We start from the raw sequence: 13,583 nt of genomic DNA, 5'->3' as shown, positions 1-13,583 counted from the left end.
GTTGCAGGCACGGCATCTCACAGGGCAGGCCAGGTGGTAGAACTTCTAGGCATCGGAAGCGTGAGGGGCGGAGATGTGACAAGGAGATAAGTACGGAAAGGCGACTGCTTGTTGTTGAAAGCAATCGACCCCCGGGGAGGCACGGATGATAAGTTGCCGAGCCTCTAGGTCGGCGCACCGAATCTAGTTAAGGAGGCTAACCTGTGCAGTCCGAGGCATAAGTCAGTGGCCGAAGGTGTCCGCGTCCAGGCGGGCGCCTTTTCCAGTGTCCATACTGTCAATGCGTTCCATGTCTGCCTTGGTTAGTTCAAAGTCGAAGACGTCGAGGTTTTGCCGTTGACGGTCAGTGTTCGCCGAGCGGGGCAAAACGATTCGATTCTGCTGCACATGCCAACGCAAGGCTATTTGAGCCGGCGTGCGGCCTAGCCTCTCTGCAGGCTCGGACAATTCAGCGCTCTGCAGAAGCTCGCCGCCGCGCCCCAGCGGGCTATAGGCCGCGGTGACAACACCGGCCTCTGTGTTGGCTCGTTCGTGGTCACGTTGAGCGTGCAGAGGATCGACCTGAACCTGGTTGATCGGTGGGACCAATCCGGCGCTGAGGATTTTATGGAGATGTCCAGGTTTGAAGTTTGAGACACCCCAAGCCCGGATCAGCCCGGTGCCGACCAGCTCGGCCAACGAATTGCACGTTTCCACATAGAGGCCCTGATCAGGGTTGGGCCAGTGGACCAGGAACAGGTCGAGATGGTCCAGCCCCATGCGGTCCAAAGCCCGCTCTGCGGCCTGGCGGACCGCCGACTCGCCCCCGTGAGATTCTTTGTTGAACTTCGTCGTGAGGAAAACCTCATCCCGTCCGAGTCCGGACTCGCGGATCGCCTGGCCGACTGCGTCCTCGTTGGCGTAGTTCTGGGCGGTATCGATGTGCCGGTAGCCGGACTCGAGTGCCTGGCTGACCGCCTTTGTGCAGTCAGCGCCGGTCAACGGCCATGTGCCGAGGCCCACGAGGGGTATACGGACGTCGCTGACCTCAGTTCCGTTCAGCGTGGCATGGTGCTGGTGACTCATGTGCGCGAGTCCTTTCGTGGGGAGTGGTTCCATGACAGGGCCGTCATATCGGACACGGCCCGTCGCAGGCTAGGTAACAGCGCATGGCAGCGCTCCGCGGTCAGGCGTGCTGTCGGACCCGCAATGTTCAACACGTACGACGTTTCTTGACCGGTGGGGGGCACCACAGGAACGGCGATGGCGGCTACTCCGACTTCGAAGGCGTCCTCGAGGTGTGCGAACCCCTCCTCGCGGACCCGGTGCAAGAGCTGGAGGTACTCCTGCGCATTGTGAGGCGCCTTTGGGCCGGCTTCATCCAGGCGCGGATAGCCGCCCTGCTCGTCGATCAACTCCAAGGCGCGTTCATCCGACTTGGTGGAAAGCCACGCCAAACCGCTGGCCGTGCAGGACAGCATGACTTCACGGCCAGCATCCGGGTCCACCCTAAGAGAGGAGCGTCCCCCCTCAGATTTGGCGATCCAGATCAGTGACGTACCGTCAACGATGCTGAGTCGGGCCAGCTCTCCTGATTCAGCGGCAAGCTGGTCAAGGAACGTCTGCGCCAGGTCAACGAGCGGAATCCGCGCGAGGTGGCGCTGTGCCAGAGAGACGATCTTCATGCCAAGCACATAGTTCCCTGAGACCGCGTCCTGGCGGATGAATCCCAACTCCACCAGCTCGGTCACGGTGCGGTGAGCCGAGCTCTTGCCGGCCCCCAGACGTTCGGCCAGAACTCCTAGCGGAAAGCCATCGACCTCCCCGGTCAGAAGCTCAATGACGCCCAGACCGCGACTGGTCGCTGTAGACATCGGCGCCTCCTCTTTGACGGATATGTAACTGCAGTCTAGTTCCTTTTAGCATAATAATGGAATGGCGTTCCATGTCCTGTTAGCGTGAGAACGATCGCCCCCCAATCGCGCACTGGCGCGACTGCCGTGAAAGGCCAGACCATGCCACAGACCACAGAGAATCAGCCGCGGATCTACATCCTCAATGGACCAAACCTGAACTTGCTAGGGGTGAGGGAACCGGAGAAGTACGGCACGACGACTTTGCTACAAATTGAGGAACTCTGCCGAGAACGTGCCGACGTGGAAGGCCTGTCGATTGACTTCCGACAGTCCAATCACGAGGGGGTACTCGTAGATTGGGTTCAACAGGCGCGTGAGGAGGCTGCCGGCATCATCCTCAATCCTGCTGGACTGACCTCAACCTCCATCACGCTTTTCGACGCCCTGATGGGCGTTTCTTTGCCCTTGATAGAGGTCCACATCACGAACATTCACCGACGGGAAGCTTTTCGTCACTTCTCCTACGTGTCCCAGGCCGCGGATGCGGTGATCGCCGGGGCGGGCCCCCATGGGTACCAGCTCGCCTTGAGCCACATGGCTCGCCTGGTCCAAAGCCGCTGACTTTTCGAAGTCTCAAGATCGCGGGGTCCGTGCAGTCCTTCGACTGCACGGACCCCGCCGGTCTTGGTAAGCATCCATCACCATTCGAAGTCGGCTACGGCCAAGTGCTCCTTGACGGGTCCCGAGATGTCCAAGACGACTTGGTGCTTCGGGTGGGTGCTGTAAGTCTGCAGATCTTTGAGTGTGGCGAAGTCGGCGACGAGGGCGACGTCGTAGGAGGAGGGGCCGTGAACGATGTCCTCCCCGATGCTCATTGCGACTATTCCAGGAATATGTTGAGGGAGATCCCGGATGATTTCGATCCATTGTTGGCGTTGGTCGGTGGAGAACTCAGGTTTGAAGCGGAACAGTGCCACGTGGCGGATCATTGATACTCCCGATGGGTGAAGTTCGTGGAAAGGCAGAAGAAGGGCTCCGCTTCCGAGGGAAGCGGAGCCCTTCTATTCATTGCGGATCAGTTGTCGGAGGTCTCGCGGATGCTTTCGTAAAACTCCAGGTCTTCTCCGGTGTAGTGGTTACGGAAGTAGTCCTCGGACTGGGTAATGAACGCTTCGCGATCCACCTCGTCTTCCTCGATGACTTCCAAGGGGCCGTTGTCGCGCCAATCCTGCAGGATCTCGTCCGTCTCCTGGTCAACGCATTCACGGTTCTCAGCGCGGATGTCCCTAACGGTCTCAAAGACCGCATCCTGCTGTTCCTGACTCATCTGCTCCAGCGTTGCGTCAGAAATGGTGACCCAGTGGATGCTGACCTGATGGTTGTTGAGAGCGACGTAATTCTGGACCTCGTCATAGCTGGCGGTCTTAGTGCCCACCACGGGGTTCTCCTGGCCGTCGGCAATGCCCTGCTGCAGGGCGACGTAGACCTCTTCGTAGGCGACGGCGACGGCATTGGCCCCTAAGGCTTCGGCGTTCGCGAGGTACTGCGGGGTATCTGGGAAGCGGATCTGCATTCCAGCGAGGTCCTCCGGAGAACGGATCGGTTCGTTGGATGAGAACGTGCGGTTTCCGTAGAACCACCCGTCGATGATGGTCAGATCGGTCGCCTCATTGAAGCCAGTCTTGAAGTCCTCGGAGTGGTTGTCGATCCAGTTGAAGGCGTGATCGACGTCGTCGAAGACATAGGCGGCGCCAAGGATCCCCACCTGCGGATAGACGGAGGCCATGCCAGCCTCCTGCAGGTCCATGTCGATGTCGCCGGACTGCAGCGAGGCGACGCGCTCGGTGTCCGGGCCGAGCTGGCTATCTGGGAACAAGTCAACGGTGATCCCCAGATCCTGAGATTCGATGCGTTCCTTGAATAACTCCATGCCGCAGTAGTAGTTGGGCGTTGCTTGCGACTGGCTGCTGGCGAACTGCAGGGTGATTTCGCCACCCTCATTGCCGGCACCGGCCTCTCCACCACCGCCGTTGCCACAGGCTGATACGAGACCGATGACAGCTAGGGCAGCGATGCCGGGACCGGCGAACCGGCGAAAGATGTTCGTGGACTGCATGATGGGTACTCCTTGGTGCGTAGTTGATATTGGGATACTGGTGAGACGAGCTAGAAGCCAAGAAGGCGCGGCAGAAACATCACCACGTCTGGGAAAGCCGTCACGATGAGCAGAACGATGACCATCGGAACGAGGAAGGGGATGATTCCCCGGAATATCTCGTCCACTGGCCGGCCGGTCACTGAACTCATGACGTAGAGGACACTGCCCACCGGCGGGGTGAGCAGACCGAGCATCAGTGAAATGATCATCACGACACCGAAATGCACGGGATCGACATCGAAGGTCGCGGATAGCGGGAGTAACACCGGAACGGTGACAAGGATGACGGCCGTGGCATCGATGAACATGCCCAGGATGACCATCAGGGCGATGACCAGGAGCAAGAACAGCAGTGGGCTATCCGTCATCCCCGTGATCAGTCTCGCCATTGCTTGCGCGGCCTGTTCCTGGGCGAGAACCCGGCCAAGCATCCCAGCGGCACCGATAATGAGCATGATGCCACCGGTGAGGAACACCGTCTCCTTGGCTGCGTCCCAGAGAACGCGCCACGAGATGGTGCCGTAGATCAGTCCCAGTATCACCATGTACAGCCCAGCGATGCCGGCAGCCTCCGTGGGAGTGAAGAATCCGCCCATGATTCCGCCGAGAATCACGATGGGCGCCCCCAGGGGGGCCAAGACGTTGAGAGTGGCTCGCCTGAAACGAGCCGGATCGAACGCCTGACTCTCGAAACCGGGATGCTTGCGGACCCAGATCGCGATATAGACGCACAGGCCCAAAGCCATCAACAGCGCCGGAATAACAGACGCTGCGAAAAGTGCACCGGTGGAGATCGTGCCCACTGCCGCGAAGATCACCGCTGGGATGCTCGGAGGCATCACCGGGCTGATCAAGGCCGAACTGGCAGTCAAGCCGGAGGCGAAGCGGAAGGGATAACCAGCCTTGGTCATGGCCGGAACTTGTACCTTGCCCAGGCCAGCAGCGTCCGCCAGAGCCGATCCGCTCATCCAGGCAAAACCCACGGAGGTGCCCACATTGACATAGGCCAGATTGCCGGGAACACGCGCCATCGCTGCCAGGCAGAACTCGAACAAACGGTCGGCAATGCCGACCTTGTTCGCCGTGATTCCGACGAAAATGAACAGTGGGACGGCCAACAGGGGGAAGGAGTTGACAGAGTCGAAGACGATTTTCAGGGCCATCCCAGTCGAGAGCCCGGTAGCAGCGAAGTACGCCAGGCATGGTCCCATGATGGCGAAGGCGACGGGAACTCGAAGAAACAACAGAAGGAGAATTCCCAGAAAGAGAAGTAGCAGTTCCACGGATCAGTCCTTCGTGTCTTCGGCGGTCAGAGCATCCGGTTCGTCGTACTTCGCTCGCACAATGCGCCCGATCGCCAAGATCGTTCCGGAGGCGAAGCCGATGAGGGGCAGGATGTAGAGGTAGGCCAATGGCACTCTGAGAACTGGTGTGGTTCTCCCAAACCCTCCACTGAAAAGGTTCCAGGCTTCCCAGGTCAGTACTAGACATAGGGCTGTCAGGAGGACCGCGGCGATCGCGCGGATGACCACCCGTGCACGGTAGCTCTTGGCTAGGCCGTCAATGACCGCCACCGTGATTTGGCCATTCTTGCCGATGAGATATCCGACCGTGATGAAGGTAATGCCGACCAGCGAAAACCTGGCGATCTCTCCAGCACCGACCCAGTTGGCGGCCGGCACATACCGTCCTAGCACCTGCCACAGAACACCGACGGTAAGCGTGAAGAAGAAGAACACTGCAAGGGCCAGCTCAACACGCGCGAGCCAACGCAGGAACGCTGGCTCCTGCGCGGGTGCCGCGTGTTGCGCAGAGTGTGAGGACTCTGTCATGAGAATGGTCTCCTTTGAGGTCTACTCGCCGTCGGCGAGATAGTGCTGAGCGCGGTTGTGCAACAACGCGAGGTATTCCTCTGCGCTGAGGTCGCCCCGGGCCTTGACGTTGGGAATCTCCACACTGATGCGGGTCCGGTCACCAAGGATCGACAGCAATTCCCGGATGGGCCCGTCGCCATCCCCCGGCAGCAGACGCAGTGAGCGTGATTCAGCGACAGCCGGGTCACCCTCACCGGTTGCGGCGAGATCCTGCAAAAGTGCGCCATGTGTCTCCATGGACGCCGGCGCGTCGCACAGTTGGAAAACGGGAAACAAGTCCCGGTGCTCACGGACGAGATCAAGGCTCGTACCGGTGCGGAGGAAGTGCAAAACATCCATTTCCACTGCACACCCCACGTTGCGGGCAATCTGCACAGCGAGGGAGAAGTCGTTGAAGGGCCGATAAGCCACGGGTTCCAGCACCGGAAGCAAGTCGTGATCACGCGCATCACCGCTCAGCTGCCCGACTATGTCTTCGAATTCCGCCGCTGAATCGTGCCCACCCACAATGTTGAGGTAGGACGCACCCAGACGAGCACCGACCTCCATCACCTGCAGCCAGTCTGACCTCGTGGTTCCGGGATCCACGGAGAAGACCTCTACGTCCAGCACCTCCAAGTTCGCGTCAGTCAGGGCCGCTTCGAGCTCGCGGAACTGTGGCGAGGTCAAGTCCCTTGGAAAAGTGGGATCCCCGGCACTCACAGGTTCGACGCGGAGGCCGACGGCGGCGAAACCGGCATTGGCAGCAGCGCGGACATAGTCCAGCACAGGAAGGTCGAGGGCGCTCAATGGAGCGACGCCGAGATGTAATTGCTGTGTGGGGGTCACAGGCACTCCTAGTAGAGGATCAGACACATGGAACGATGTTCCGAGTTTTTCGTTCGCGACGTACACTAGCACCTGATCTGCCTTCAGTGAGAGTTCTCTCACACAAAATTGCCGCGGCCGGTAGCCAGCCCGACTCAGCGATTTAAAGGCACCCGTCAAGGAAGGACAATGATGAGTGAGACTGTAAAGATCGGCCTGATCGGGGCAGGGCTGATTGGCCGCGAGCACGCCAAGTACTGCCAGAGTTCCAGCGAAGTAGAACTCGTCGGAATAGCCGACCCATCTACGGCAGCCGCAGAACTGGCTCAGATCCTCGACGTAGCCCACTACGCCGACTACAAAGAAATGTTGCAGCGAAGCGACATTCAAGCCGTGATCGCAGCCGTACCTAATGCCCTCCACGCGTCAGTGGCCGTGGATGCCTTGGAGCGCGGCCTGCCGGTACTCGTCGAGAAGCCTCTTGCGGACAGCCTTGACGCCGCTCGGCAAATAGTCGAAGCCACACGCCAAACGGGCGTCCCAGTATTGGTCGGACACCAGCGTCGTTACGCGCCTGATGTGGCAGCCGCGCGGACGTTCATCGCGTCTGGAGGAGTGGGGGATGTGGTCTCGGTAGGAATCCTGAGCACCTGGCGGAAACACGACGAATACTTTGAGGTGAGCTGGCGAACCCAGAGGGGCGCCGGTCCGGTCCTGATCAACCTCATTCATGACATCGACGCGATCCGCTTCCTCGTTGGAGAGATTGAAGAGACAATTTCAATGGGGGGCAAAGCCGTGCGGGGCCTCGACGTTCCGGACACAACGGGGACGGTCATGCGTTTCGCCAATGGTGCGATCGGAACCGCCTTGGCCAGCGATGCGGCGGCTTCACCGTGGTGCTGGGATCTGACATCCGGATACGGTGCCTACTTCCCTGCACCCCCGGATGGCGATGTGTACTTCATTTCCGGAACGGAGGCCGCAATATCTCTGCCCTCGTTGACGGTTTCGCGACATCAGGGAGACCGGCACTGGCAGACACCCATCGAGCAGACCACGCTTCCACGGGTGGAGGTCAATCCCTACGTCGCGCAGCTTGAACACTTCGCCGCCGTCGTGCGTCTCGAGACAGAACCCCTGATTACGGCCGAGGACGCGCTGAAGACCCTCGAAGTCGCGCTGACGATCGACGAGGACGCGAACGATTCACTGACCCGGAAGGTTTTTTCGTGAACGAACCATTTTGGGCCAACCGATTCCAAGACCGAGTTGTCTTGGTGACCGGCGCCGCCGGTGGTCTGGGCAGCGCCGCTGTGGAAAGACTCCGCAAGGAGGGTGCTACCGTCATCGCCACCGACCTCCACGCTCCGGTTCTCACCAGTACTGCCTACGGTGAAGTGACCTCACTGGGCTTGGACGTGACGAATCCGGAACAGTGGAAAGACCTAGTCGGTACCGCCTTGGAGCGCCACGGACGTCTAGACGGAATGCTGATGTGCCACGGCGCCCAAGGGCCAGAGGCCGATGTTGAAGACGTCGCCTACCAAGATTGGCAACGAACACTCCGAATCAACCTAGATTCGTGCTTTCTCGGACTGCACGCCGTAATCCCCACGATGAAGAACCAGGCGCACGGACGGATCGCCATCCTCTCCTCCATCTCCGGCAGAGAAGGTAATGCATCCATGACGGCCTACTCCACATCGAAAGCAGGAGTGATAGCTCTGGTGAAAGCCGTAGCTAAAGAGACTGCAGCACAGGGCGTCTGTATTAATGCCATCGCACCATCCATGTTCCAGACTCCCCTCCTGGAACACCTCAGTCCAGAAAGAAACGCGCAACTATTGTCTCGGGTTCCTGCCGGGCGCATCGGCGAGCCGTCCGAGTTTGCGGCACTGGCCGCATGGTTACTTTCGGACGAATGTAGTTACACGACCGGACAAGTTCTGGATCTCAGTGGTGGCCGCTACGCCGGCTCCTAGCCAGTCGCCGTGCAGTACGACGAAGGTTGGACCGCTGACCTTCTGGGACCCCTTAGATTCGGGTATCCCCATGTTGGTAGTACTGCTGTGAGGCCGTCACGTCTCTGCCGTAGGGGTGGGTGGTGTAGTGCTGGAGCTCGACTAGGGCAGGCGGGAGCCCCGACGTAGAGAGCACCGCCCGTCCACGAGGTAGGGCGGCGAGGTCGTTGACATCCAGGAGGCGTTCGCGCTGGATCGAGGTGGACACCGATCTGCCGCCCTTTTGGGCGGATGACGTCCGTCGGGTGACGTCGTGGTCGCCGATCAGCTGGGACAGGAACGGCAGGAACGCCGAGTCCGACAAGCCACTGCCGGCGACGCGGATGTTGGCGGCGGACCAGAGTTTCTTCATGCCTTTCTCGCCGAAGGCTTCCAGGCCCTGGTCCCAGCCCTGGAAGAACGAAGAGAGCACGATGCCGCGGGAGCCATAGTGGGAGTACACGTCGGGCAGTTGCCGCCAGCGCACGACGTTGGCCACCTCATCGAGCACTCCGGTCATCGGCGGGGAGAGCCGACCTCCAGGCTGACGGGCGGCAATCCCCTCGGCCTCGGTCAGCACCGCGACGGCCAGCGCCCCGGCGATGGCGCGGGTGGAACCGGCACCTTCCTTGGAGATCAGGTACAGGGTGTCGGTCGAGGCCGCAAAACGTTTCGGGTCGAACTCGGCCCGGCCGAGCTGGCCGGTATCGCGCACCCAGGGGACGACTCGGTCGTAGGAGAGCACGTTGACCCAGGGGCGCATGGTCCCGTAGACGCCGTCGCGCTGCTTCGGCGTGAGCTGCTGGATCTTGCCCAGGGAGGCGGCCACTGCCGTGTGGCCGTGCTCGAGCAGTAGGTCTCGGGGGCTCTTGTCATCGGGGTCTTGAGCCCAGGCGTGTACGTCGGTGACCGGGCGACCGCCCACGGCGGCCGCGTAGAACATCATCGACAGCAGTCGGCGGCCGTCGGATTCGAAGTAGGCGTCTTGGGTGGCGCCGGCGGACGTGGCGGAGGAGACGAAGATGTCGGCGAGCATCTCGGCCCGCTCCATGGACGTGACGAAGCTCAGGGGGTTCCACCACCAGGTGGGTTCTTCTCCGATGATGCCTTGGACGTCGTGGACCCAGACGACTCCGGTGCGGGCCCGGGGCCCGCGGGTCATGTCGACCAGGTCACGCTTGTTTGAGGTCGCCACCACCGGACCCTTGGTCTCGAGGATCTGAGGGACGCAGACACTGGTGGTCTTGCCGGCGCGGGGGCCCATGAGCCAGATCTGTACCCATTCCCAGGAGGCGAAGAGGCGCTTGCCGTTGTTGACCAGCTTGGCCAACGGCACCCCGGGCCCGGCCCCGGTGGCGCGGAGTCGTTCGGCGTCTTGGGCCATGGCGGGTTCGGTGAGGGCGTCGAACTCGCGGGCCTTGGCCATCCTCGGGGCCAGGTGGTCCACGCGGCTGCGACGTTTGGTGCTGCGCAGGGCGACGACCGCGAAGGCGCCCCCCAATCCCAGCAACAGCAGCAGGCCGATGAAGAACATCGCCAGCTGAATGCCCCCGACGGCCACATCGCCGGTGGCCTGGCCGATCAGCAGCTCGACCGGTCCGCCAGCGGCGTCCGTGTCCACGGCAGGATCAATCCAAGCGCCCGCCGCCCACAGCACGGCCCCGCCGATGACGGCGGTGAGCGCCCCGGCGGCGAGGATCCATCCGGTTTCGGCGGAGGCCGGTTGGGTGCGTCGGCCGGGGCGGGGGTCGGTGAGGCTCATGTGAGCATGTCCCAGTCGCGGTTGGTGTTGGTGTTGTCGATCTCCAAGTCGGTCAGCTGCACGTGCAGCGGCACTCCGGCTTCTTTGCCGGTCTTGAGCAGGAAGTTCCCGGCGCCGGGGCGTAGGCCGGCTTTGCCGGTCCAGGCATCGACGGGGGCTTCGGCGATCCAGTCCGAGAGTTGGGCGACTTCGGCGCGGGAGAGGTTGAAGACCTCCCGGAGGTTGCCCATCTCGCCTTCGGCCAGTCCGCCGAGGAAGACCATGGCGGAGCGTTCCACGAATCCCCAGGCGGTGGCGGTCAGGTGGGGTTGGGCGAGTTTGAGGTCGTTCATGGTGTGGGTGACCATGACCTGGGCCATCATCCGGCCTCGGTTCAGGCGGGTGATGGCGTCGATGAAGTGCACCATGTCGGCCGAGGCGCGCAGGATGCGCCAGAGTTCGTCCATGACTAGCAGGTAGGTCTTGCGCTGGCGGCCTTCGTCGGCGGCCAGGTAGGCCTCCGCTGAGACGGTGGCGGAGCCGAGGTTCCAGCACAGGGATTGGACGGCGGCCATGAGCACGTGGTCGTTCTCGTTGACTCCGGAGATGTCGAAGACGGCGGGGCGGCCGACCTGGATGTGTTCGGAGGTCGGTTCGGAGAACATCGTCCCGTACATCCCCGACGGGCCCAGGGAGATCAGGGCGTCGAGCACGTTGCGGACGCGGGCGTCGTATTCGGCGTCGTTGTCGTTGGTCAGGGTCACCGAGCGCAGGGTGCTCGGCCGGGAGGTGATGTGGTTGATGACGTCCCCTAGCAGTGGAGGATCGGTCAGGTCGGGGTCGAGGTCGTGCAGAGAGGTGGCGATCACGGAGCGTTCGTGGGGGGCCAGTTCGCGGCCGAGCATCATGCCCACCACCCCGGCGATCAGCGACCGGCGGCGTGAGGCCATCTCCTCGAGGGCTTTGGTGCGCTCGGTGGGGTCCTTGATGTCGGCCATGCGGGCCACGATGGGGCCCAGGTCCATGGGGTTGATGTGGCCCTGTCCTGGGGAGAAGCGGATGACCTGGCCGCCGAGGTCGCGGATGGTGTGGACGTAGTCGGGGCGGGTGTCGGCCAGGACCAGGGGGATGACGCCCCAGTCGGCCAGCACGGTGATCCACCGGTGCACCATGGACGTCTTCCCCAACCCGGGCTGCCCGAGGATGAAGGCCGAGGGGTTGGAGATGATCCCGGCCCGGAACCACGACACCGGGTCCGCACAGACCAGAGACCGGCGGCGCAGGTGATACCCCAACGGGGAACCAATCACGGGCAGGCCGGCCCCGGCCGAGAAGGGGTAGAACCCGCAGACCTGCACCGTGGTGCCTTGCAGCTCGAAGGGGGCCTCGATGACGTCCATCGGTCCGCCGGCGGGGTCTGCTGAAGGTTTAGTTGACTCCATGGTTTAGGCCGCCAGGGCGACGGCCTTTTGGTGGATGGTTTCGTATTCGACCGGGGTTAGCTTACCGAGCCGACGCTTTCGTCGGCGGCGGTGATAGGTCCGTTCGATCCAATGGATGATGGCCAGGCGCAGCTGATCGCGGGTGGTCCAGCGGCGGCGGTCGAGGACGTTCTTCTGCAACGTAGCGAAGAAGCTCTCCATCGCCGCGTTGTCCCCGGCCGCCCCGACTCGGCCCATGGAACCGACCATGTCATGACGGTGCAGGGCGCGCACGAACTTTCGGGACCGAAATTGGCCGTATTCAACCGGTCGTCGCAACAGTGTGCTGTGGGGCCGATCGTAGCTGTTCTTCGAAGGCCTCGGCGGGGGTGCGCCAGTCGAGGATGCGTCGGGGCCTGGTGTTGATGGCGTGGGCCACGGCGGCGATCTCGTTGGCGTCCCAGCGGGCGAGGTCGGTGCCCTTGGGCAGGTACTGGCGCAGCAGCCCGTTGAGGTGCTCGTTGCTGCCGCGTTGCCAGGGGCTCTTGGGGTCGGCGAAGTAGACGGCCACGCCGGTCTGGGCGGTGAACAGGGCATGTGCCGAGAGTTCCTTGCCGCGGTCCCAGGTCAATGACCGGCGCAGCCCGGTCGGCAGCGGGGTGAATGCCTTGGCGAGGGCGTCCTTCATGGTCAGGGCCCCGTAGCCGGCCAGGGCCGGGCCGTTCTTCGTGGGTGGGATCTGGCCGTAGCCGGGCAGCCGGGGCAGGTGGACCAGCATCGCGTACCGGGTGGTGCGCTCGACCAGGGTGGCCACCGCTGAGCGTTTGAGCCCGATAATGAGATCACCCTCCCAGTGGCCGGGGACCTCACGGTCGGCGACCTCCTCGGGCCGGTTGGAGATCAGGGTCTGCTCGGTGACGTGGGCCCACGCCTGCTGGCGGGTCCGGGCCCGGGGCATCCTCTTGGTCCGGCCCCGGCGCAGGCACCAGGACAGACTCCGCTCCAGGCCACCACGGTTCTCGATGTAGAGGGCCTGGTAGATCGCCTCGGCGCTGATCCGCATCGAGGGGTCGTCAGGGAAGTCCAGCGGCAGCCTGCGGGCGATCTGCTCCGGACTCCACCCGCGCACCCAGGCCCGGTCCCCGCGGTGGGGCTTGTTCTTACCGTCCCACACCGGTCCGACCGGGCCAACGACTCGCCCGTCGGTGGCGCAGACCGCACCGTTGAGCCGTTCCTGGACGTACTGGCGCAGCCGGTGATGGGTGACCAGCTTGGCGACCTTGGGACGGCGTGCCCGGCGTTCGGCATGCCACTGCGCCGTGGAGGCCTTGTACTCCAGTCGATAGGTGCGCGTGGAGGCGTTGCGGCGCAGCTCTCGGGAGATTGTCGAGGCGGACCGGCCCAGGCGGCGGGCGATCTCCCGCGCCCCCTGGCCCTGGGCCCGCCACAGGGCAATGTCCTCACGCTCAGCTGATGACAGGTAACGCCCCGATACCGTCGGGGCCAGGCAGGGATTCACTCCGCCAGCATGCCGGAACCAGCGGTGCGCGACCGGCTCGGAGACCCCGGCTGCCGCCCCCGCCGTCGAGGTCTTCTCCCCACGGGCGATCGCCGCCCAGAACCGCACCCGATCCTCACGCCAGGCCACCGTCGGCCGGCCCGGAGACACGATCTGCCCCCGGTAGGCCTGGACCCGTTTCTGCTTCTCCTTGACACCCATCGAACACCTCCAAGAAGTCGGTGT

The 13,583-nt window shown here is 62.8% G+C and carries 13 protein-coding genes and 1 pseudogene; 3 read left to right on the top strand and 11 right to left on the bottom strand.

The window, feature by feature from the left end:
• Positions 1-222: 222 nt before the first annotated feature.
• Both IMT31_RS09455 and IMT31_RS09450 read right to left on the bottom strand, forming a co-directional pair.
• The gene (locus IMT31_RS09455) at positions 223-1,065 is read right to left on the bottom strand and encodes an aldo/keto reductase (protein WP_413542559.1); all 843 of its coding nucleotides are present in this window, start codon (positions 1,063-1,065) and stop codon (positions 223-225) included.
• Positions 1,062-1,853 (bottom strand): IclR family transcriptional regulator, encoded by a 792-nt coding sequence (locus tag IMT31_RS09450; RefSeq protein ID WP_413542558.1) that lies wholly within the window; start codon positions 1,851-1,853, stop codon positions 1,062-1,064. The genes IMT31_RS09455 and IMT31_RS09450 overlap by 4 nt, the downstream gene beginning before the upstream one ends.
• A 141-nt stretch (positions 1,854-1,994) precedes the next feature.
• On the opposite strand from IMT31_RS09450, the gene aroQ reads away from it, so the two are divergent.
• The gene (gene aroQ, locus IMT31_RS09445; protein WP_413542557.1) at positions 1,995-2,456 is read left to right on the top strand and encodes a type II 3-dehydroquinate dehydratase; all 462 of its coding nucleotides are present in this window, start codon (positions 1,995-1,997) and stop codon (positions 2,454-2,456) included.
• A 77-nt stretch (positions 2,457-2,533) separates the two neighbouring features.
• Here the strand turns inward: aroQ and IMT31_RS09440 are convergent, their stop codons facing one another.
• From IMT31_RS09440 to IMT31_RS09420, 5 genes are all read right to left on the bottom strand, one after another.
• Positions 2,534-2,812 (bottom strand): Dabb family protein, encoded by a 279-nt coding sequence (locus IMT31_RS09440; RefSeq protein ID WP_413542556.1) that lies wholly within the window; start codon positions 2,810-2,812, stop codon positions 2,534-2,536.
• Positions 2,813-2,910: 98 nt separating this feature from the next.
• Positions 2,911-3,951: a TRAP transporter substrate-binding protein DctP gene (gene dctP, locus IMT31_RS09435; protein ID WP_413542555.1), complete on the bottom strand. Its 1,041-nt coding sequence runs from the start codon at positions 3,949-3,951 to the stop codon at positions 2,911-2,913.
• Between the two features lie 50 nt (positions 3,952-4,001).
• Entirely contained in the window at positions 4,002-5,276 is a 1,275-nt protein-coding gene (locus IMT31_RS09430; RefSeq protein ID WP_413542554.1) for a TRAP transporter large permease, read from the bottom strand.
• Positions 5,277-5,279: 3 nt separating this feature from the next.
• Complete coding sequence (locus IMT31_RS09425) at positions 5,280-5,825, bottom strand: TRAP transporter small permease (RefSeq protein ID WP_413542553.1); 546 nt, start codon at positions 5,823-5,825, stop codon at positions 5,280-5,282.
• Between the two features lie 21 nt (positions 5,826-5,846).
• Positions 5,847-6,695: a sugar phosphate isomerase/epimerase family protein gene (locus IMT31_RS09420; RefSeq protein ID WP_413542552.1), complete on the bottom strand. Its 849-nt coding sequence runs from the start codon at positions 6,693-6,695 to the stop codon at positions 5,847-5,849.
• A gap of 171 nt (positions 6,696-6,866) precedes the next feature.
• Here IMT31_RS09420 and IMT31_RS09415 point away from each other — a divergent pair, with 171 nt between their 5' ends.
• Together IMT31_RS09415 and IMT31_RS09410 are read left to right on the top strand one after the other, a co-directional pair.
• Entirely contained in the window at positions 6,867-7,910 is a 1,044-nt protein-coding gene (locus tag IMT31_RS09415) for a Gfo/Idh/MocA family protein (protein ID WP_413542551.1), read from the top strand.
• Positions 7,907-8,659: an SDR family NAD(P)-dependent oxidoreductase gene (locus IMT31_RS09410; RefSeq protein WP_413542550.1), complete on the top strand. Its 753-nt coding sequence runs from the start codon at positions 7,907-7,909 to the stop codon at positions 8,657-8,659. Before IMT31_RS09415 ends, IMT31_RS09410 begins: the two co-directional genes overlap by 4 nt.
• Before the next feature lie 52 nt (positions 8,660-8,711).
• Here the strand turns inward: IMT31_RS09410 and IMT31_RS09405 are convergent, their stop codons facing one another.
• From IMT31_RS09405 to IMT31_RS09390, 4 genes and pseudogenes are all read right to left on the bottom strand, one after another.
• A complete protein-coding gene (locus IMT31_RS09405) occupies positions 8,712-10,439 on the bottom strand; it encodes a type IV secretory system conjugative DNA transfer family protein (RefSeq protein WP_413542549.1) in 1,728 nt (575 codons plus the stop codon).
• Positions 10,436-11,818 carry a hypothetical protein gene (locus IMT31_RS09400; RefSeq protein WP_413542548.1) on the bottom strand — a complete coding sequence of 461 codons (1,383 nt, stop codon included), beginning with the start codon at positions 11,816-11,818 and terminating at the stop codon, positions 10,436-10,438. Before IMT31_RS09400 ends, IMT31_RS09405 begins: the two co-directional genes overlap by 4 nt.
• 45 nt (positions 11,819-11,863) lie before the next feature.
• A pseudogene (locus IMT31_RS09395) lies at positions 11,864-12,190 on the bottom strand (integrase core domain-containing protein); the annotation flags it as partial.
• Positions 12,162-13,559, bottom strand: a complete 1,398-nt coding sequence (locus IMT31_RS09390; RefSeq protein ID WP_413542379.1) for an IS30 family transposase — start codon at positions 13,557-13,559, stop codon at positions 12,162-12,164. The pseudogene IMT31_RS09395 and the gene IMT31_RS09390, both read right to left, overlap by 29 nt.
• Positions 13,560-13,583: the final 24 nt, after the last annotated feature.

The sequence above is a fragment of the Citricoccus nitrophenolicus genome (assembly GCF_047305825.1).
In the GTDB taxonomy this organism is placed as follows: Bacteria; Actinomycetota; Actinomycetes; order Actinomycetales; family Micrococcaceae; genus Citricoccus; species Citricoccus nitrophenolicus.
The sequence above is the reverse complement of the archived record's forward strand: the minus strand, read 5'-3'. Positions and strand labels throughout refer to the sequence as shown.